This window comes from Bacillus sp. 37MA (assembly GCF_000372765.1).
Lineage (GTDB): Bacteria > Bacillota > Bacilli > Bacillales > Domibacillaceae > Domibacillus > Domibacillus aminovorans.
This window is the reverse complement of the sequence record NZ_KB889752.1, coordinates 2,199,576-2,218,874: the sequence shown is the minus strand read 5'-3', so window position 1 is coordinate 2,218,874 and position 19,299 is coordinate 2,199,576. Positions and strand designations below refer to the sequence as shown.

Sequence of the window (19,299 nt, the reverse complement as noted above, 5' to 3'; positions counted from 1 at the left end):
TACCGCATTTATATTTAAATTCCTATTGACATCTCTTCCACTCATTGCTATTATAAATATTGTCTTTAAGGATGTCTCAGTAGCTCAGCTGGATAGAGCAACGGCCTTCTAAGCCGTCGGTCGGGGGTTCGAATCCCTCCTGGGACGCCATACATAAGAAATCAAGAAGGCGGTCTGACACGTAATGGTGCGGATCGTCTTTTTCTTTAACATACACTTTCATTGTTTGAAGTGAAACGGTCGGTGATACGGTCAACTGAGAATTTTGCCCGTTATTGACTTCACTTAAAATGGAGGTGTTTTTTGTTATGACGAAGAAGAAAGGGATACTTGATGTAAATGTCGATGTAAGAAAGATATGGACTGAAACAGCCAAAAATACGCCTAAAAAGGATTCTAAACAATCTGGAGTATTAAGTGATTCTATGACGGTTAAAGCCGCTATCGAAGTCATTATACGTCAAATGAAGATAAGTGGAAACAGAGCCAGAACAATTAGCGATTATGTCCTTCATGTGGAGCATTTTCAGACTGTCACAAAGGTGGAAAATGTATCTGATATTACAGTCGAAAGCATTTATCAATGGCTGGATAGCATGAAGGTCAGCAATCAAACGAAACTAACCAGATTAAAATGCTTTAAAGCCTTTCTTTCAAGATGTTTTGATAATGGATGGATTAAAACAAAGTTTTGGAAAACGGTGAATATAAAAGTCGATCAGAAAGTAAAGGAAGGGGCTACAGACAGCGAAATAAACGTTTTGTTGTCTGTGTTAGACCTAAACAGCTTTATCGAGCTAAGAGACGCTGTAGCGGTGCTTATGATGTATAAAACAGGCATTAGAATCAATACACTTTCACAACTTGAAGAGCGACATATTAATTTAAATGAAAATGTATTGATGCTTGATGGCGGCATTATGAAAAATCATCAAAGTTTAAAACTGCCATTTGACGAAATGTTGGGAAACCTTCTGGGTGTTTTGATTAAACAAAATCCGATTATTCGTAAAGAGTACCGTAAACATAATCAACTTTTATTTATCACAAAATATGGGGATGCCATTTTTACTTCACCGACACATAACAACATTCAAAAGAGGTTGCATAAATACAGCAAAATGTATGGATTGAAGAATATTAATCCTCACGCTTTGCGTAGGGGATTTGCAAAGAATTTATTAGATAAAGGGGCAAACGTTGCAGTTATTTCTAAAGCACTTGGTCATTCTGATATTGCGGTAACGACAAAATATTTGTATTTAGACATGAACGAAGTAGTGGATAATTTGCGGCGATATTTGTGAATACGAAGCGCAATCATGACACGTCAATTAATGGCGTGTTTTTTCTTTTTCATTAGTTAGAAATGAATATATAAGTGAGTAGGGCGCGCTTTTCACCCATTGACCCAATGCTCTTTATTGAGAGGATTACAGCACTATCATCCGTCGAGTCTGTGTTAAATAACGTTCGTATGCTCAATTTAAAAACTATTAGAAATCCCCTTAAAAGAGAGGGTTTTTGCGTATGTTTTGTGTATGATAAAATTCTGATTTTATCTTACCAGCCCACAGATGTTGAAAAATAGGACCGTAATTTATGCACTAAATCAGAGCATTTTTTACATATTGTTTTGAATATAGTGAAACGAAATAAAGATAGAAACGATTAGTCGCTACGCTCTATCCTACCTTTTTTCGCTTGCGCTCTTCTATTGTTCGCTGCGCTCACTACCTCAATCCGTTCGGTGGGCTTCGCTCTTCCCTCACAGGAATTTTTCTTTTAGATAGGCTCTGTTAAATAGTGTTGTTGATTTTCTTATTGAACTAACGGGCAGTTTAGTTGAAGAAGAACTAAATAAATAAAAACAGCCAGTTTGGCTGTTTTTTATAAAAAATCCAAATGCTTGCAATAAAAAAATTAATCAGATTTATGGGATAATTATATTAATTCCAGTTTTTCTCTATAAATTGAACTGCAGGTTGTAAATTTGTTTTGTTAGCAATTGAAATGACAGCGGGAACCACAGAAGGGTCCGTTTTGGAGAAATTAGGGATCCGTGGATTTAACCGAAAAAAACGATTTCCTAGAAGCTGAGAACTGACCATGGATTCATAGTAACCGGATCCACTAGAGATAATCTGAAGAAATGGCAGTAAGGGTTCATTGGGCGATCGGTCCAAAAGAACTCCCCAATTTGGGGGAAGGTTCTTCATATTTTCGGGGCGTATGTTATCTGCACTCACCATCCCCCACCCCCTCGTATCTCTTCTTAATTGAGTCGGCTCTTCACCTGTTCCAATGGATAATACCGCAATTTGATCCAACGGCTGTTTGGCTTTCCCCACTGCAAACGCGATACTGGCTGTACTGGGGTTAGTTGCTACTGTATACCCATCCACGTAGTTTTGATAGGCTCTTTGCGTCGCGGGAGCACCACTGCTCCGTAGTATTACATCACTCGCTTTCTCATTAAAATAGGGAGAGCCAGGAAAGTTGTGGAATAACACAGGAGTCCAACGATTCAGCTCCGGTGAGAATAAATGAAATGCAGGAACAACAATTCGTCTTTTTAAGTCTTTGAGGAGAAGGTCTGGTGGAAAAAATGTTCGTACTGCTTTAATGAAACCAGAGTATGGTAATTGTTGGTTAAAAACAGGTCCACCTGGTCGGGAAACGCTGAATGCCGGCAGGACTTTATCCTTAAAAAACTGGAGTGTCTCCTTCGGCGATCTTCCACTTGCTAACGCAAGGGCAGTGAATGAACCGATTGAATTTCCCGAAAAAACATTGGTTCGACTAATTAATTTTGGGTTTTGCTGAGCCAGTCTGTTCAAAAGTTGTAAACTTAAAGCACCTAAGGTGCCGCCTCCATCAAAGGACATGATCCGATATTTTGTCAAAGCTGATTTCTCCTTTCTAATCTGGTCACAAGTATCATTCAGTATATGTTTATTTTTCAGGAGCCGGATTATGTAGCTAAACATCCAAGGAAAGACTTCATCGAATATATAAAAAAACTACGGCGAGGATAGAGGAGACTACGTTTGAGTGGCAGTACGGGCAAGCTAAACGGGAATTATTATGCACGTACTTTGTTTGTAATGGGTGATGAGAAAGTCAGAAAGTACAACCAAAAAAAACTTGAAAGAAAATAAAAAAGCCATAGCGGTGGGCTACGGCTTCCTAGCATGCAAGATTTTAGCGGGGTGACAATCCCGATCTCCAACGAGGGCGACAGCTACCTATTCCGTCCTCAAACAGGTTATTTTGCAACCTTGTGCACAAAAGGTTATTGATTATTATTATTAAATATCGTGCGATCCTTCAAGATGGAGGTCGCTTTTCCAACAACAGGATTGTGAAGAATATGCTTACAAGAAGAACTCATAAACGCGTTCTTTTTTTGATGAAATATTAATCCTAACGTTTGACAGAACCTTTAGATAAAACTTTTTATTAAGTCTTTAGAAAGAATGGAGAAAAATTTCATAAAATACCCTTAAAAGAGATGGTTTTTGACATAACATTAATTTATTGTATTGTCAATAATTATGTAAGAGGAAATTGGACGAAAACTGAAAAAAATGGTATAATTATTACAAGGTCAAGGGTTCTACTTGACTGAAAAACAATTATAAATTAATTCAGAAGAAGAATAAGTTGTGAAGGTTTGCATAACATAATCTCTTGTCTTTTTTCTGGGAACAAGGGTCAAGAAATGTAAGCGCTACAAAGTAAACATGACTCAAAGTCATGTTTTTTTATTATAACCATGAAAGAAAAGCAACCACGCACCGAATCCACACGTATTAGTGTAAAACATATCATCCTCAACACAAACCTACAAACACAAATTCACGTTAATCGTCACAACGAGGACAAACTGGATAACCGAGCCGAAAACCTATGTTGGACACAAACATAGCCGTAGAACAAGTATTGGATACAGAAAAAGAAAGAGTGATTAATGATATTTGTAAAAGAACCTATGAGCCGAAGGTGAACTAATCTTTGGCGCAAGCCAAAAACGATACAAAGGGCGCAAGCCCGATACTAGGGCGTAGCCCGCTATTTCTTTAGTATGTATTGTCTTTAACATGTATTGTCTGTATACTCTATCCTTTTTGTGCATATAGCGACAAAAAGGATAGAGGTAACGGAAAAAAATGCTGTATATATACAAAAAGGATAGAGGTGTTCTGTCATAAATGCTGTATATATGCAAAAAGAACAGAGGTAAATTGAAAGAAAATGAAAATGATGAAAGAAAAACTTACGGGGCAAGACTTCTTCTTTTGTTATAGCCCAAATTTTATGATTCACCTAGTCAATGATAAAGGATTGCGCTTTATACTCTGTGCAAGACACGAGCGCACGAACAACAAATTCTGGCTGTTTCAACAGTGTGAGGAGCTTGCCAAAGCAATAGAAAATTACGAGCCAAGAGAAAAATAATAAAAGGATTAATAATCAAGGAGTTTATTTAAAATGAAAGATTCAAAACAGCTATTTACAATGGTATCAAATGATGCCTTGTTTATACAGTAATAATGAGAAATGAATTAGGCGCGTCGTGGATTTCACATGATTTAGTACAACACACAACTAACCTATTAAATGATAAGACAAGTAGCCGCCACATAGCAAAAGTTAAAACGATTGCACAATCACTTGAATCCAAAGGATACATCAAGATTGTTGAGGATGAAGATAGGTACATGAGAGTTGAATACATAGATAGGGTTAATAAAAACTTCACTAAAGTTTGTCACAGTGAATTTGAAAGGCTGAATAATCCATATGACCTTTACACCTATGTGAGTGTAAAAAAGTGGGAGAAAGGCGCTGTTTACCCTTATAGCATCTGGTGCGGATTGCTTGGTGTGAAAGAGAAAAGAGCAATTGCGATTATCAAAGATGCGATTGAAAGAAAAGTCATCTATAAGATGGATGGTAACTGGAATGGCATGAATAGCAAAGACCCTAACACATACTCAACTAAGCCATTCGTCAAGAAACTAAGTGAACTTGAAGAAACGGCAGTTGCAGAAGAAAAATCACCAGTAGTACAAAAGATTATTGAAGAAGAAAAAGTGCATGATGTACTTAGCATCGCTGAACATAATCACCAATGGTTTAATAAACAGCGCACCGATTATACAGTTGATGATTTTGTGGTCTACCTTACAACAGACGATAAAAAGATTATCACAGCCGCAGAGAAAGCTATTGCTCGTGTCTCTAAATCAGATAAAGGTAAGTGGATTATGGAAAATTTGAGAAGCGAAGCGGAAGCACAAATTAAAAGAGATGCGCAGAAGTTTGAAGAAGCTAAAGAACAAGAGTTGGAACCAGTGGCTCAACAAATGATTGAAGAAAGCAAAGATATTGTATTGCTAGTGGATGATGTACTGATTAAATACGCTGATTATGACAAATCCTCACCACCGCAGAAAGTTTTCTTCTACCAAGTGACTGATATTCAGGGGCATGGTTATGCGCCAATGTTTGAAATAAAAAATAATCCATCTAACATTGAGAAATACAGAAAAGAAAATGGCGAATGGAAACATGAATGGCAGTTGTAAGAAACACTCCTAACATAAACTACACAAAACCTCATAGCGGTCATATCCATCCAAACACAAACCGCTACAAACACAAATCCAAACTGAAATTTTAATAAAACTAGTTACATAATCTATTGATTTAGACTTTTCAATTGTGAACAAGTTATTGCAACTATATTGAGTATTTACACTAGTTACCGCTTTTTTCAGCAATTATTCATATAAAATAAAGCATTTATTAACTTATGTGAAAGTGTTTGAATACAAAGAAGGAAGCATAGCTCTGTACAGAAATAATAAGACGAAATTTATAGGAATTAAAACTTATTAATGATTTAATTAGATCATGAGACGTAAACAGAAATGTTAGCATAGAATTTGTTTCTGTTATTTCTGTAGAGCCCTTGCTTAAATTCATTTTGTGAAAAAAATCTAGGTGCGCTCAGACAAACCTCCTCGATAAGAGAATTTTGAAACTCTGCTGATTTGTTGGAATAATATTATAATATTTGTTCGGAGAACGAGCTTTGGGGGAATTTCTATGCTTAAAGAACTTTTAATGTTAAAGCATTTGAACATAAACGGTGCTCTGATAAATTTTATTGCTGAAAACTTTTCTAGTGAGGATATGGCTTCATTGTTTAAAGGAAGTCAATCAACGGTCTAAGTTTGTAAAATGACCGTATCACTTCCCAATTGAAAATGTACAGTAAAATCAATAGATGCCTGTGTATGGTGGCGAAAGTCATAGTGGTAAGCTAAGCCGTCGGTCGGGGGTTCGAATCCCTCCTGGGACGCCATCCATAAGAAATCAAGAAGGCGGTCTGTCACGTAATGGTGCGGATCGTCTTTTTTCTTTTCCTGTTAGCACTTTTATCTTCAACTTGTCGCCAAGTTAATCTTCATTCTCATTCAATTTGATTACTGTTTCCCAAATAAGATGATTTAGATATCAAAAAGACATTGTTTACATGCAGATTGATAATTAATATAGATGTATCGGAAGAAATTCAAAAAAGTGGATGTGATTATTTTGAAAAAAGTAGAAGCGATTATTCGTCCTCAAATGTTATCAAACACGATTAATGGACTCAACGACATCGGTGTAACGGCTTTTACAGTCACCCAAGTCGTGGGACGAGGTCAACAAGTGGATGGCAGCGGAGTATACAGGGGACGAAATTACAAAGTTAATTTGCATCCAAAAGTAAAGATGGAAATTATCGTATCCGATTTTATGGTGGAAGGCGTTATCAAAACGGTGATGAACGCAGCGTACACTGGTGAAGCCGGCGATGGGAAAATTTTTGTGTATCCTGTCATGGAAGCATACAATATTCGGACAAAACAAATTGATACAACGATTACGGAACTAGCAGAAGATGGGGTGGAGTAAGATGGAACTTATTTATTTGAATACCGTCTGGGTTATCATTGCAGCAGCGATGGTGTTATTAATGGAAGGCGGATTTAGTTTACTTGAAGCAGGTCTTGTACGGACGAAAAATGCAGTAAACGTAACGATGAAAATTTTCGTCGACTTGACGATTGCAGTACTTACATTCTGGGTAGTTGGATTTGGCATTATGTTTGGAGAGGATGCCGGCGGATTCATTGGCACAAGTTTATTCGGTGCACCAGAACAAATTGAATTAGGAATGGAACTTCCAGGTGCAGCATTCGTATTATTCCAAATCGGCTTTGCGATTGCTTGTGTATCCATTGTTTCTGGGGCACTTGCAGAACGAATGAATTTTAAAGCCTATATAGTAACAGCTATACTCCTTACGTCGATTGTCTATCCGCTTTCCGGTCATTGGGTATGGAATGCAGACGGCTGGCTCGCCAAGCTCGGTATGAAAGATTTTGCAGGCTCAGCGGTTATTCACGGCATGGGTGGCTTTTTAGCACTCGCCATGGCGATTGTACTTGGGCCACGTCAAGGCCGATTTAACGGCGACGGCAGTGTCAATGTCTTTGTACCAAGTAATATTCCACTCGCATCAGCGGGCGCCTTCCTTTTATGGTTCGGCTGGTTCGGTTTCAATGCCGGCAGCACACTTGATGCCTCCAACGCGTCACTTGCCGTCATCGCACTCAATACCATGCTCGCTGGTGCATCTGGTGGTACGATGGCCCTTTTATTGACATTGTTCCGTTATGGAAAAACGGATCCAAGTATGACGATTAATGGGATTTTATCCGGATTGGTTGCGGTAACAGCAGGCTGCGCGTTCGTTGCGCCAATGAGTGCCATCTTAATCGGCGCAATCGGTGGTGTAATCGTTGTCTTCGGTACATTATTAATTGATCGAATGAAAGTAGATGACCCGGTTGGGGCAGTTGCGGTACATGGCTTTAACGGATTATTCGGTACAATCGCAGTTGGTTTGTTCGATATAACAGATGGTCTTTTCACAACAGGTCAATCTGAGCTTTTGCAAGTTCAGCTAATCGGCGCATTTACTGTATGTGCGTGGGGCTTTGCCAGTGGACTATTCATTGCGTATCTTGCTAAAGCAACAGTTGGTCTTCGTGCGACGAAAAAAGAAGAAATCGAAGGACTCGATATGTCGTACCACGGTATCCCGGCTTACAACGAACTCGAACGTTTCATAGACGTTCCAGTCAACTTGTATAATTTTGAAGAAACGACAGGTGTTACTGTCGTCGCACCAAAAGCAAAAACAATTAATCAATAATGAAAGAATGCTCTCAGTTATGCTGAGAGTCGATTTTTGTTATTTGTTTATTCGATCATGCAGTGTCTCTTTTGTAGGCTTTCTTCCCTTCAAGATCTGTTTGTAACTTTAGCACAATGATATCCTCCCTTTTTTACACGGATAAATTAAGAAGGCGGTCTGACATGTAATGGTGCGGATCGTCTTTTTTCTTAAACGCACTTTAATTTATTTATGGAAACGGTCCATATAACGGTCATCTATGAAATTTATCCGTTAATGACTTCCCTACTGATGGAGGTTTTTTTATTAGACAAAAAGAAAAGGGATACTTTTTCTTTTGAAAAAGCTGGCCAATGTAGTGTTGACAATCCAGAAAGATGGATAGAAAATAATGAATTGATAACGGAAAAGAGAGAAAAGCTGCTTGCCTAAGGTTTAGATTTAAGATAAGGTGTTAGTCTAGAAAACATATTAAATTAGGACTAGAAACATAGTATTCTGCTTCGTAAGGGACGCCTCTTTTCTTAAATGTTTGTGGTACTTACATTTTACTTACAAGAGTGTGTCCTTTTTATCGTTTGTTTATGGAATATTAATCCTGACGAACATATTTCATCTCTTTAATTTACTAATTAAACCAATGATCTCAGAACAAAGCTTTATAGAAAGGTGATCACTCATGATTCCATTGCAAAAAAAACAGTCTATTATAGTCACTATAATTTATGTGTTAATTTTCTATACGTGGATTTCACTAAGGCACGATTTAAAACTAGTTGGGTTTATTATAGCCATTACAGGGCCTATGCTTACACTCATAATTATAGGATCCTCTTTACAACGGATAAAGGAAAAAGAGGAGAAAAACTTTTGGGGTATTATTTTTATTGGGTGTTTTGGTTATTTGATTGGTGAGTTAATATGGAGATACCGTGAATATTATTTGGGAATAGATGATCCATTCCCAGGATGGGCAAATTTGTTTTACAATGTATTTGTATTCATGTACAGCATTGCTGTTTTTTATAAAGTATATGTAGCAGGAAAAAAGTATCGCATGATTCAAGTCTTTTTCGACTGCTTTATAATAATGACCTTATTAACAACCATTGGTTGGGTTTATTTCCTAAATCCCTTATTATCTCAGGCATCCACAAGGTTTGAACTTATAGTTTCATTAAGTTATCCAGTAGCTATTTTAGGCGTATTGCTAGGTATTATTTTACTGTTTCTCACTTCTAAGTCATTATTTCCAAATGTTTTATTAATTTTAAATACAATAGGAATAACTATTTATACAATGGCCGAAACCTATTATGTATATCAGTCTATATATTACACGTATAGCGATGATATTACCTATTTAAGTCCGGTCTGGAACATTTGTCTATTGTTAATAGGCATTTCTAGTTTTTATAGTGGGAAAGTTAACAATGTCCCTCAAAAAGAAAATAAGTTCTCGAAACTATTTTACATCAGTCAAACACTGTTACCATTCTTAAGCTTACTAATTTTACTTTTTCTTGCATTAACTAAAAAAGAATCCATTTTAAGTTTTTTTATCGGTGGAGCAATTCTTTTATGTTTAATTATTATTCGGCAAGTAATTACGATTTTTGAAAATGACATATTAGTTCGTAAGCTTAAAGAGAGAACGGAAGAACTGGAAGTTGTACAGCTTCAATTGATGGGTTTAAAAGATAGTGCAGAGGAACAGAGCTGGTTAAAAACGAAAATTGCTGAAATTGCCACTATGTATTCTGGAATAGATAACATAGAGACGTTAGCCCGCCAGCTTATCACCAAGATTACTCCTATGGTACGCGCAACGTATGCCGTGATCTATGTGAAAGATGATAAGGGGATCTTTCAGAAGCTTGCTGCCTATGCCGATACTCGACAAGGGGATATAGGGGCCAGCAGCTTTCATCTAGGGGAAGGAATCGTCGGACAATGTGCACTGGAAAATCGCATAATTGTTCTTAATCGAATTCCGAAAGACTATATAAAAATCACGTCTGGCCTGGGTTCAAAGCAGCCCTCCCATGTAACAGTTATTCCAGCAGAATTTCAAGGAGAAGTATTGGCTGTTATTGAATTAGCCTCCTTTCAATCGTTTAGTCATCTAGAAGAAATGTTGCTACAAGAGGTAGTGAGTAATCTGGGTATCAACATACAAAGTATTTTAGGGCATATGCAAGTAGAAAAATTGCTTCAAGAATCACAGGCTTTAACAGAAGAATTACAGAGCCAATCGGAAAAGCTTCAATCCCAGCAACCGCAGCTAAGAGCCGTTAATGAACAATTAGAAGAGCAATATCAAAAATCGGAACAGAAAGCAAAAGAAGTAAAAAAAGTAAAAAACATTCTAGAAGAAAAAGCAAAACAGTTAACGTTAAGTTCGCAATCCAAATCGTAATTCCGGCCCAGTGTGTTTCATGAATTGCGAACGCCTCTTAACAGTTTGTTAATCCTTGCTCAAATGCTCATTGAGAATATCGACGGAAACCTTACTCCAAAACAGGTCGATTATGCAAAAATCATCTTCTCATCGGGAAGTGCTTTATTGCATTTAATCGAGGAAAAATGTTTGCGAATAAAAACCCTATGTTAGTGTTAACTTTGTAAATATATAAAATATACCTGTATATATGTAGGGGAATTGAGGAACATTTTAAACTTGTCTTCTATGACAACAATTATTTTTGATGGAGAATGTAATGAAGAAGCTATTTATTTTAAAAATGTAGAAGCTAATTCTTCTATTTATAATAGAAACGCCGTCACGCTCAAGGAATAATGTGCGGTATAGGCATTACACATTCTGTACTAAGAACAGTGGAACTAAGAGAACGAATTTGTAAATTAGACAGTTGCCAGTAATTTTTTAGACAAGACATCGTTCTATTTGGAAGTACTAACAATTTAATAGGCACGGATGATTATGGCGGGAGAGTATAAAGGTATATGCCGCCGAATGGTCAATAACATGTGCCCGCGCATTTTTCAGAAAAGTCCTTTTTTCGGCGTGAACTGTGACATTATTTAAATCTGTTAGAAGTATTGCTTCTCTTACCGTCATCATTTGCGTTCCTCCTTTATGCGAAAATAACAATTTAAAAAGGTGGTCTGTCACTTAATAGTGCAGAGCGTCTTTTTTCTGTTCTTTCGATTTATCACGTGCTACACTTTAATTATTAAAAATCCGGAACGGGTGACGAATAAAATGAAGAAGAAAAAGCGGATCAAAGACGGCAATGTGATTCAATTTCCGGGCACGCTAGGTCATCTGGAGAGAGAGGGACAGGCGGCACTTGAAGAAAAGCGGTTTGGTGATGCGATCCGTCTATACACAGAAGCACTCCGTTTTGAAACTGACCGTGTCGAAGAGCTCAAAATGGCACTGCTTATTGCGTATCATGAAAGCGAAAGCTATGATGAGGGGATTCAATTGTCACGAGGTATGCTTCATGCTGGTGAAGGGCACTATTTTGATGTTCTCGATTTACATGTATTGATGCTTATTCAAAAAAAATGCTATCAAGAAGTGGGGGATACGTTAGGAGTGCTTCTTGAAGAAGGGCTGCCCCCAGATCGGTATGAACATTTCGCTCATTTAAAAGCGCTCGCTGATCGGATGAGTACGAAACAGAATTCCCCGGCAGCCGTACTGTTTCAACAAGAAGACACGATGCAGGATAAAATGATGAAACTTGCGGAACTTGCGTCGCCGGGTGCATCGCCTTATGAAAAAGAATTGATCATGATGCTTGCAAATACGAAAGAGCATCCATTTGTTCAATCGATGTCGCTTGGACTGCTTCGTGAAATGGGCACTGCTCAAAATGTAACCGTTCGGAAATTTCATTTTGAAAAAGAGGTTATTCCAGTGCTGACAGACGAAGTGTTCAGTCGGCCTTTTTATAAGGAAACATCTGCACATCTTGATCAAACGATTGGCCAGGAAAATCCGGTTTTATTTGAGCAAGCAATAGAACTAATTAAGCAGCAGTTGTTTTTAATGCATCCATTTGATCCAGAAGTAGAACCATCTGTCTGGGCGAATGCTGCTGTTCTCCACATTGAATCGCTCTATCGTTCCGTGAGCGATCTCTCTAATATTGACCCAGAGATAGGCAAGGCACTGTCGTTTATGAAAGAACTCGATGAAATTTTATCCTTTTAGTTGAAAGAAAGTGGCTATATGGTATAATGTAAAAGTCGTATTGTGTCCTTTTTGTATCAGAAAGAATATACATAAGGCGAACGTTCATCTTTATTAATAGATTGTTGGAGGGAATTTTTTATGTCTGCAAAGTGGGAAAAATTAGAAGGGAACCAGGGAGTACTTACTGTTGAAGTTGATGCTGAAACAGTGAAAAAAGGACTTGACGCTGCGTTCCAAAAAGTCGTAAAAACAATTAATGTACCGGGCTTTCGTAAAGGGAAAATGCCTCGCCCGTTGTTCGAACAACGTTTCGGCGTTGAATCACTTTATCAGGATGCGATCGATGCGATTCTTCCAGAAGCGTATGGAAATGCGATCGACGAAGCGGGTATTGATCCTGTTGACCGCCCTGAAATCGATGTAGAGCAATTCGAAAAAGGCAAACCATTCATCTTCAAAGCGACTGTTACAGTGAAGCCTGAAGTGAAACTTGGTGAATATAAAGGCCTTGAAGTAGAAAAAGCGAGCACAGATGTAACAGATGAAGATGTTCAAAACGAACTTCAAGATCTTCAAAAACGTCACGCTGAGCTAGTTGTAAAAGAAGAAGGCACTGTTGAAAATGAAGATACTGTTGTGATCGATTTTGAAGGATTCGTTAACGGTGAAGCGTTTGAAGGCGGACAGGCTGAAAACTATTCAATCGTTATCGGTTCTGGTACATTCATTCCGGGATTTGAAGAACAGATTATCGGCATGAAAACAGGTGAAGAAAAAGAAGTGGAAGTGACATTCCCTGAAGAATACCATGCGGAAGAGCTTGCGGGTCAACCTGCTGTATTCAAAGTGAAACTTCATGAAGTAAAAGCACAGGAATTACCTGAGTTAAATGATGATTTCGCGAAAGAAACAGACGAAGAAGTGGAAACACTCGATGCGTTGACAGCAAAAATTAAAGAACGACTAGCTGAGCAAAAGCAAAACGCTTCTGAACAAAAGTTGCGTGATGACCTTGTTGAACAAGCGGTAGCGAATGCAGAATCTGATATTCCTGATGTCATGATCGACAGTGAAATCGACCGCATGCTTCAAGAGTTTACACAAAACCTTTCAATGCAAGGTATGAACCTTGATCTGTACTACCAGTTTTCAGGTCAATCAGAAGCAGACCTTCGTGCACAAATGAAAGAAAATGCTGCAACGCGCGTGCGCACAAGCTTAACGCTTGAAGCAATCGCTGTTGCTGAAAATCTTGAGCCAACAGATGAAGATGTAGAAGCTGAAGTAAATAAAATGGCTGAGCAATTTGGTCTTTCAAAAGAAGATATTCAAAAAGCGCTTGGCAGCCTTGATGGCATGAAAGCAGACTTGAAAATTCGCAAAGCAGTTGAATTTCTTGTCGAAAACAGCAAAACTAGTGCATAATAAAAGGACAAGCTGACAAGGCACGACTTGATCGTGCCTTGTTTTCTACCATAAAACAAGGGGAAAATGCTTTTTCGTTTTTGTTTTATGGCAAATGTGCTACAATGCGATACATAACTTAATTAAGGGGTAGTCAAAAAGTCGGTCTACTGAATTTTTCCGGCTGCACCAACATAGCATAAGGGGTGAACTAGGTGTTTAAATTTAATGAAGAAAAAGGACAGTTAAAATGTTCGTTTTGCGGAAAATCACAGGATCAGGTGCGTAAACTCGTAGCTGGGCCGGGGGTATATATTTGCGACGAGTGTATTGAGCTCTGCACAGAAATCGTGGAAGAAGAACTTGGTACAGAAGAAGAAGTTGAGTTTAATGATGTGCCGAAACCGACGCAAATTCGTGAAATTTTAGGCGAATATGTCATCGGTCAGGAACGAGCGAAAAAATCACTCGCTGTTGCAGTTTATAATCACTATAAGCGTATCAACTCCAACAGCAAAGTGGATGATGTAGAATTATCTAAATCAAACATTTGCCTAATCGGGCCGACAGGAAGCGGTAAAACACTTCTTGCGCAGACGCTTGCCCGTATTTTGAATGTGCCATTTGCGATTGCAGATGCAACATCTTTAACAGAAGCAGGATACGTTGGTGAAGACGTTGAAAATATTTTGTTGAAGTTAATTCAAGCGGCTGATTATGATGTGGAAAAAGCAGAAAAAGGCATTATTTATATCGATGAAATTGATAAAGTAGCCCGTAAATCGGAAAACCCGTCCATTACACGAGATGTTTCCGGTGAAGGGGTACAGCAAGCGCTTCTCAAAATTTTGGAAGGTACGGTCGCAAGTGTGCCGCCTCAAGGTGGACGCAAACACCCGCACCAAGAATTTATCCAGATTGATACGACAAACATCCTTTTCATTTGTGGAGGAGCATTTGATGGTGTTGAGCAAATTATTAAACGCCGTCTCGGTCAAAAAGTGATTGGTTTTGGATCTGATACGAAAAAAGAAGAAGTAGCAGATAAATCACTTCTTTCTCAACTTCTCCCAGAAGATTTGCTTCGTTTCGGTTTAATTCCAGAGTTTATTGGTCGTCTTCCGGTTATTTCAAGTCTTGAGCAGCTTGATGAAAGTGCGCTTATTGAGATTTTGACGAAACCGAAAAATGCGCTTGTGAAGCAATATGAGAAAATGCTTGAGCTTGATGATGTTGAGCTTGAATTTGAAGATGAGGCACTTCGCGAAATTGCAAAAAAAGCCATTGAGCGTAAAACAGGCGCACGTGGACTTCGTTCCATTATTGAAAGCATTATGCTTGAAGTGATGTACGAATTGCCTTCGCGTGATGATATTAAAACATGTGTCATTACAAGCGAAGCAGTGACCGATCATACATCGCCGCGTCTTTTGGACGAAAATGGTAATGAAGTCGATTCAGCTGATAAAACATCTGCATAATGAGGTGTTTTAAAAAGGGGCAGTGCCTATTTAGGCGCTGTCCCTTCTTTTCAATCGACATCATTAGTCATTTTACGATAAGATAAGATAAAAGAAAGAGAAGCACCCCGCTTACATACGCTGGGATGGTTTTTTTTTGCAGGGAGGGATATGTCATGAAGGAAGAAACAATCTACACAGTACCGCTTTTGCCGCTCCGCGGGATGCACGTGTACCCGACAATGGTACTTCATCTCGATGTTGGCCGCGATCGTTCCATTGAAGCGTTAGAGGCCGCAATGATGAACGATCAGCTTGTTTTCTTATCAGCACAAAAAGATCCGGAACTCGATGATCCATCTGGAGACGATGTATATGAGGTCGGCACCCTTACAAAAGTGAAACAAATGTTAAAGCTTCCGAACGGGACGATTCGGGTTCTCGTAGAAGGACTTAATCGTGCGAAATTAATTTCCATCGTTGACCAGACATCTTTTTACGAAGCGGTCGTTGAAGTTCACGAAGAAGAAAACGAAAAAGATGCCGAAACAGAAGCGCTCATGAGAATGCTGTTGAAGCAGTTTGAACAATACGTAAAACTGTCGAAAAAAGGTTCTTCTGATACGTTAAGCTCCGTTTCAGATATTGAAGAACCAGGCAGACTTGCTGATATTGCTACATCGCATATATCACTTAAAGTGAAAGAAAAACAGGAAATTTTAGCGACATTTTCAGTAAAGGCACGTCTTGAGCATCTCATCTCACTTTTACAAAATGAACGTGAGGTACTGAATTTAGAGAAAAAAATCGGCCAGCGCGTGAAAACATCGATGGAAAAAACGCAAAAAGAATATTATTTACGTGAGCAGATGAAAGCAATCCAGCAGGAACTGGGCGATAAAGAAGGCAAAATGTCTGAAGTGGAAGAGCTGACAGTGCGCATTTTAGCAGCGACTATGCCGGAACATGTTGAAAAAGCAGCAATGAAAGAACTGGAACGCTATGAAAAAATCCCACAAAGTGCAGCGGAAAGTGCTGTCATTCGCAACTATTTAGAGTGGCTTATCGTGCTGCCATGGTCAAACGTGACCGAAGATGATCTGGATGTAATCAAAGCAGAAGGTATCTTAAACCGCGATCATTATGGTCTTGAAAAAGTGAAAGAGCGTGTGCTTGAGTTTTTAGCAGTTCGTCAATTAACGCAGTCGCTGCGCGGTCCAATCCTTTGTCTTGGAGGGCCTCCAGGTGTAGGGAAAACAAGTTTGGTCCGTTCCATTGCTGAATCACTTGGACGTAACTTTGTTCGCATTTCACTTGGCGGTGTTCGCGATGAATCGGAAATTCGCGGCCACAGACGTACATACGTCGGTGCAATGCCAGGCAGGATCATTCAAGGAATGAAAAAAGCAGGTACTGTCAATCCGGTTTTTTTATTGGATGAAATTGATAAAATGTCGAATGATTTTCGCGGCGACCCGTCATCCGCGCTTCTTGAAGTACTCGATCCGGAACAAAATGCGAACTTCAGCGATCATTACATTGAAGAAACATATGATTTATCGAATGTAATGTTCATTGCGACAGCGAATGATTTAAGCGCGATTCCGGGACCTTTGCGCGACCGGATGGAGATTATTTCAATTGCTGGTTATACAGAAGTCGAGAAAGTTCATATCGCAAAAGATCACTTATTTCCGAAGCAAGTAAAAGAAAATGGATTGACAGGTAATCAAATTCGATTAAAAGAAGAAGCCATCTTTGATGTCGTTCGTTATTACACGCGTGAGGCGGGTGTTCGTAGTCTTGAGCGTCAGCTGGCGGCTATTTGCCGGAAAGCAGCAAAGAAAATTGTGTCCAATGAGAAAAAGCGGATCACCGTTACTGATAAAAATTTGCAGGATTATCTTGGCAAACGCATTTTCCGTTACGGTCAGGCCGATACAGAAGATCAAGTTGGTGTGGCGAATGGTCTGGCGTATACGACGGTCGGCGGCGACACCTTGCAAATTGAAGTATCACTTTCACCTGGAAAAGGCAAACTGATTTTGACCGGTAAGCTTGGTGATGTGATGAAAGAATCGGCGCAGACTGCATTCAGTTATGTGCGTTCTAAAGCAACTGAACTTGGGATTGAAGCAAATTTCCATGAGCATCATGATATTCACATTCACGTTCCGGAAGGCGCAGTCCCAAAAGACGGTCCATCTGCCGGTATTACGATGGCTATTGCACTCATTTCTGCTTTAACAGGCCGTCCTGTGCGCCGTGACGTTGGGATGACGGGTGAAATTACATTGCGTGGACGTGTCTTGCCAATTGGCGGTGTAAAAGAAAAATCACTCGGTGCGCACCGTGCGGGACTAAAAACAATTATTTTGCCAAAAGATAATGAAAAAGATATCGATGATGTGCCGAAAAGTATCCGCGAGGGGCTGACATTTTTAACAGTTTCGACGATGGATGAAGTGCTGGACATCGCGATCGGAGGAAGCAATAAATGAAAGTAAATAACGTAGAACTGGTCATCAGTGCCGCAAAACCACATCAATATCCGGATATCGGATTGCCTGAGTTTGCACTGGCTGGCCGTTCAAATGTTGGGAAGTCATCATTTATTAACCGAATGATCGGCCGAAAAAGTATGGCGCGTATTTCATCGAAACCAGGAAAAACGCAGACACTCAATTTTTATAAAATTGAAGACACTCTGTTTTTCGTCGACGTTCCGGGTTATGGTTATGCGAAAGTGGCAAAGACGGAACGAGCATTATGGGGTCCGATGATTGAAACATATATGGCGGATCGCCCACAGCTTGCGGCTTGTATCCACATTGTTGATTTGCGACATGCGCCGTCAGCAGATGATGTCGTTATGTATGACTTTTTGAAGCACAACGAAATTCCAGCGATTGTTATTGCGACGAAAGCGGACAAAATTCCAAAAGGCAAGTGGCAGAAGCATTTAAAAGTCGTCAAAGAAACACTCGACTTTGATCCACTTGATGAAATCATCATCTTTTCATCGGAAACAGGACTTGGAAAAGAAGAAGTATGGAAAGCTGTCAAGAGAAGAATGTACAATGATAAAGAATATGAAAAAGCAAATCTTGAAGAAAGTGAATAAAAAAAGCTGTTCCCGTTCACGAATGGGAGCAGCTTTTTCTTACTAGTCAGAAAGCGACTTGAGCAGTTAAATAGTTGCTTTAGTGAGCAGAAATAGTAATAAATCGGTCATAAAAGAAACTAAATAATCCGAAAGGACAGTAAGTGGTCACAAATCTATGCATCTGATCAGAAATAAGCATAAACGACATGCGTGATCAATATTTCGATGATTTTCCGACACTCTTCTTTACAAACAGTAAATATCCGCCGGCTGCAATTAAAATGAACGGCCAGAACTGCCAGATAGAGAACGCTTTTTCTTCAAGAAGTCCGAACCAGCTCGTGATGGTACCGTAAAACAGCGCTATAGCAGCCAACGTTAAAAAAAGAATGCCATGAAACAAGCCGCTACCTGTTTTTTGATACTGCAATAAAAAACCAAGTGCGATAATTAAAATAAACACGCCGGTGTCATTGGCCCACCAGCCGAGGTAGTCGATTACATAAAAATGAATGCCAAATCCAGTTAATACGGTACCTGCTAAAATGCCGTTCCCGTCACTTTTATAGCCTTCTGCCAAAAAAGCGATACCAGTAATGAGCAAAAGTGCCGGCCAGCCAAGGTAAGGTTTCACCCATAAAATGGCGGACTGCTGGAAAAAAAAGTACAAGCCGAATCCGATTAAAATAAAGCCTGGAAAAATACGCTGTCCATTCATCATCAAAGTCCCCGCTTTCCAAATGATTCTATTGCAAAAATCGTTTCTTTTTGATAATGTTTATAATGTAGATATATACATGAAAAAGTGCTATCTTTAATGTTAGCATATGTTCACAATTCGTGAATGAGAAAAATGATTTAAGTGTGGTATAATACGAACAACAATGATTCGTTTTCGGGG

The 19,299-nt window shown here is 39.1% G+C and carries 14 protein-coding genes and 1 tRNA gene; 13 read left to right on the top strand and 2 right to left on the bottom strand.

Translation table 11 applies throughout. The features are described 5' to 3' along the window. Nucleotides 1-73: 73 nt before the first annotated feature. Together A3M5_RS0112350 and A3M5_RS0112345 are read left to right on the top strand one after the other, a co-directional pair. A tRNA-Arg gene (locus A3M5_RS0112350) sits at nt 74-150 on the top strand. A 158-nt stretch (nt 151-308) separates the two neighbouring features. Next, nucleotides 309-1,307, top strand: a complete 999-nt coding sequence (locus A3M5_RS0112345; protein ID WP_018394094.1) for a tyrosine-type recombinase/integrase — start codon at nt 309-311, stop codon at nt 1,305-1,307. Between the two features lie 642 nt (nt 1,308-1,949). Here A3M5_RS0112345 and cotR read toward each other — a convergent pair. Then, nucleotides 1,950-2,906: a sporulation hydrolase CotR gene (gene cotR / locus A3M5_RS0112340; RefSeq protein WP_018394093.1), complete on the bottom strand. Its 957-nt coding sequence runs from the start codon at nt 2,904-2,906 to the stop codon at nt 1,950-1,952. A gap of 1,650 nt (nt 2,907-4,556) precedes the next feature. Here cotR and A3M5_RS0112325 point away from each other — a divergent pair. From A3M5_RS0112325 to yihA, 11 genes are all read left to right on the top strand, one after another. Beyond that, a complete protein-coding gene (locus A3M5_RS0112325; protein ID WP_155894711.1) occupies nt 4,557-5,594 on the top strand; it encodes a hypothetical protein in 1,038 nt (345 codons plus the stop codon). Nucleotides 5,595-6,117: 523 nt separating this feature from the next. Further along, nucleotides 6,118-6,243 (top strand): hypothetical protein, encoded by a 126-nt coding sequence (locus tag A3M5_RS26455; protein WP_018394089.1) that lies wholly within the window; start codon nt 6,118-6,120, stop codon nt 6,241-6,243. A gap of 366 nt (nt 6,244-6,609) precedes the next feature. Next, complete coding sequence (locus A3M5_RS0112315) at nt 6,610-6,972, top strand: P-II family nitrogen regulator (RefSeq protein ID WP_026221708.1); 363 nt, start codon at nt 6,610-6,612, stop codon at nt 6,970-6,972. 1 nt (nt 6,973) lies between these two features. Next, on the top strand, nt 6,974-8,278 hold the full coding sequence (locus A3M5_RS0112310; protein ID WP_018394087.1) for an ammonium transporter: 1,305 nt from the start codon (nt 6,974-6,976) through the stop codon (nt 8,276-8,278). A gap of 661 nt (nt 8,279-8,939) precedes the next feature. Beyond that, nucleotides 8,940-10,679 carry a GAF domain-containing protein gene (locus A3M5_RS23795; protein ID WP_018394086.1) on the top strand — a complete coding sequence of 580 codons (1,740 nt, stop codon included), beginning with the start codon at nt 8,940-8,942 and terminating at the stop codon, nt 10,677-10,679. Nucleotides 10,680-10,691: 12 nt separating this feature from the next. Beyond that, entirely contained in the window at nt 10,692-10,874 is a 183-nt protein-coding gene (locus A3M5_RS26180; RefSeq protein WP_082193909.1) for a histidine kinase dimerization/phospho-acceptor domain-containing protein, read from the top strand. A gap of 612 nt (nt 10,875-11,486) precedes the next feature. Beyond that, nucleotides 11,487-12,446 (top strand): hypothetical protein, encoded by a 960-nt coding sequence (locus tag A3M5_RS0112290; protein ID WP_018394083.1) that lies wholly within the window; start codon nt 11,487-11,489, stop codon nt 12,444-12,446. 120 nt (nt 12,447-12,566) lie between these two features. Beyond that, a complete protein-coding gene (gene tig / locus A3M5_RS0112285) occupies nt 12,567-13,853 on the top strand; it encodes a trigger factor (protein WP_018394082.1) in 1,287 nt (428 codons plus the stop codon). Nucleotides 13,854-14,047: 194 nt separating this feature from the next. After that, nucleotides 14,048-15,313 carry an ATP-dependent protease ATP-binding subunit ClpX gene (clpX, locus tag A3M5_RS0112280; RefSeq protein WP_018394081.1) on the top strand — a complete coding sequence of 422 codons (1,266 nt, stop codon included), beginning with the start codon at nt 14,048-14,050 and terminating at the stop codon, nt 15,311-15,313. Nucleotides 15,314-15,468: 155 nt separating this feature from the next. Then, entirely contained in the window at nt 15,469-17,793 is a 2,325-nt protein-coding gene (lon, locus tag A3M5_RS0112275) for an endopeptidase La (RefSeq protein WP_018394080.1), read from the top strand. Next, a complete protein-coding gene (gene yihA / locus A3M5_RS0112270; protein ID WP_018394079.1) occupies nt 17,790-18,416 on the top strand; it encodes a ribosome biogenesis GTP-binding protein YihA/YsxC in 627 nt (208 codons plus the stop codon). The genes lon and yihA overlap by 4 nt, the downstream gene beginning before the upstream one ends. Nucleotides 18,417-18,612: 196 nt before the next feature. On the opposite strand, the gene A3M5_RS0112265 is transcribed toward yihA, so the two are convergent. Next, nucleotides 18,613-19,119 (bottom strand): hypothetical protein, encoded by a 507-nt coding sequence (locus tag A3M5_RS0112265; protein ID WP_018394078.1) that lies wholly within the window; start codon nt 19,117-19,119, stop codon nt 18,613-18,615. Nucleotides 19,120-19,299: the final 180 nt, after the last annotated feature.

Excerpts from the sequence above, each read along its gene's own strand:
- A3M5_RS0112310 (WP_018394087.1), top strand. The coding sequence starts at position 6,974 with ATGGAACTTATTTATTTGAATACCGTCTGGGTTATCATTGCAGCAGCG.
- tig (WP_018394082.1), top strand. The coding sequence starts at position 12,567 with ATGTCTGCAAAGTGGGAAAAATTAGAAGGGAACCAGGGAGTACTTACT.
- lon (WP_018394080.1), top strand. The coding sequence starts at position 15,469 with ATGAAGGAAGAAACAATCTACACAGTACCGCTTTTGCCGCTCCGCGGG.
- A3M5_RS0112325 (WP_155894711.1), top strand. The coding sequence starts at position 4,557 with ATGAGAAATGAATTAGGCGCGTCGTGGATTTCACATGATTTAGTACAA.
- A3M5_RS26455 (WP_018394089.1), top strand. The coding sequence starts at position 6,118 with ATGCTTAAAGAACTTTTAATGTTAAAGCATTTGAACATAAACGGTGCT.
- A3M5_RS0112290 (WP_018394083.1), top strand. The coding sequence starts at position 11,487 with ATGAAGAAGAAAAAGCGGATCAAAGACGGCAATGTGATTCAATTTCCG.
- A3M5_RS0112345 (WP_018394094.1), top strand. The coding sequence starts at position 309 with ATGACGAAGAAGAAAGGGATACTTGATGTAAATGTCGATGTAAGAAAG.
- A3M5_RS0112265 (WP_018394078.1), bottom strand. The coding sequence starts at position 19,119 with ATGATGAATGGACAGCGTATTTTTCCAGGCTTTATTTTAATCGGATTC.
- A3M5_RS23795 (WP_018394086.1), top strand. The coding sequence starts at position 8,940 with ATGATTCCATTGCAAAAAAAACAGTCTATTATAGTCACTATAATTTAT.
- yihA (WP_018394079.1), top strand. The coding sequence starts at position 17,790 with ATGAAAGTAAATAACGTAGAACTGGTCATCAGTGCCGCAAAACCACAT.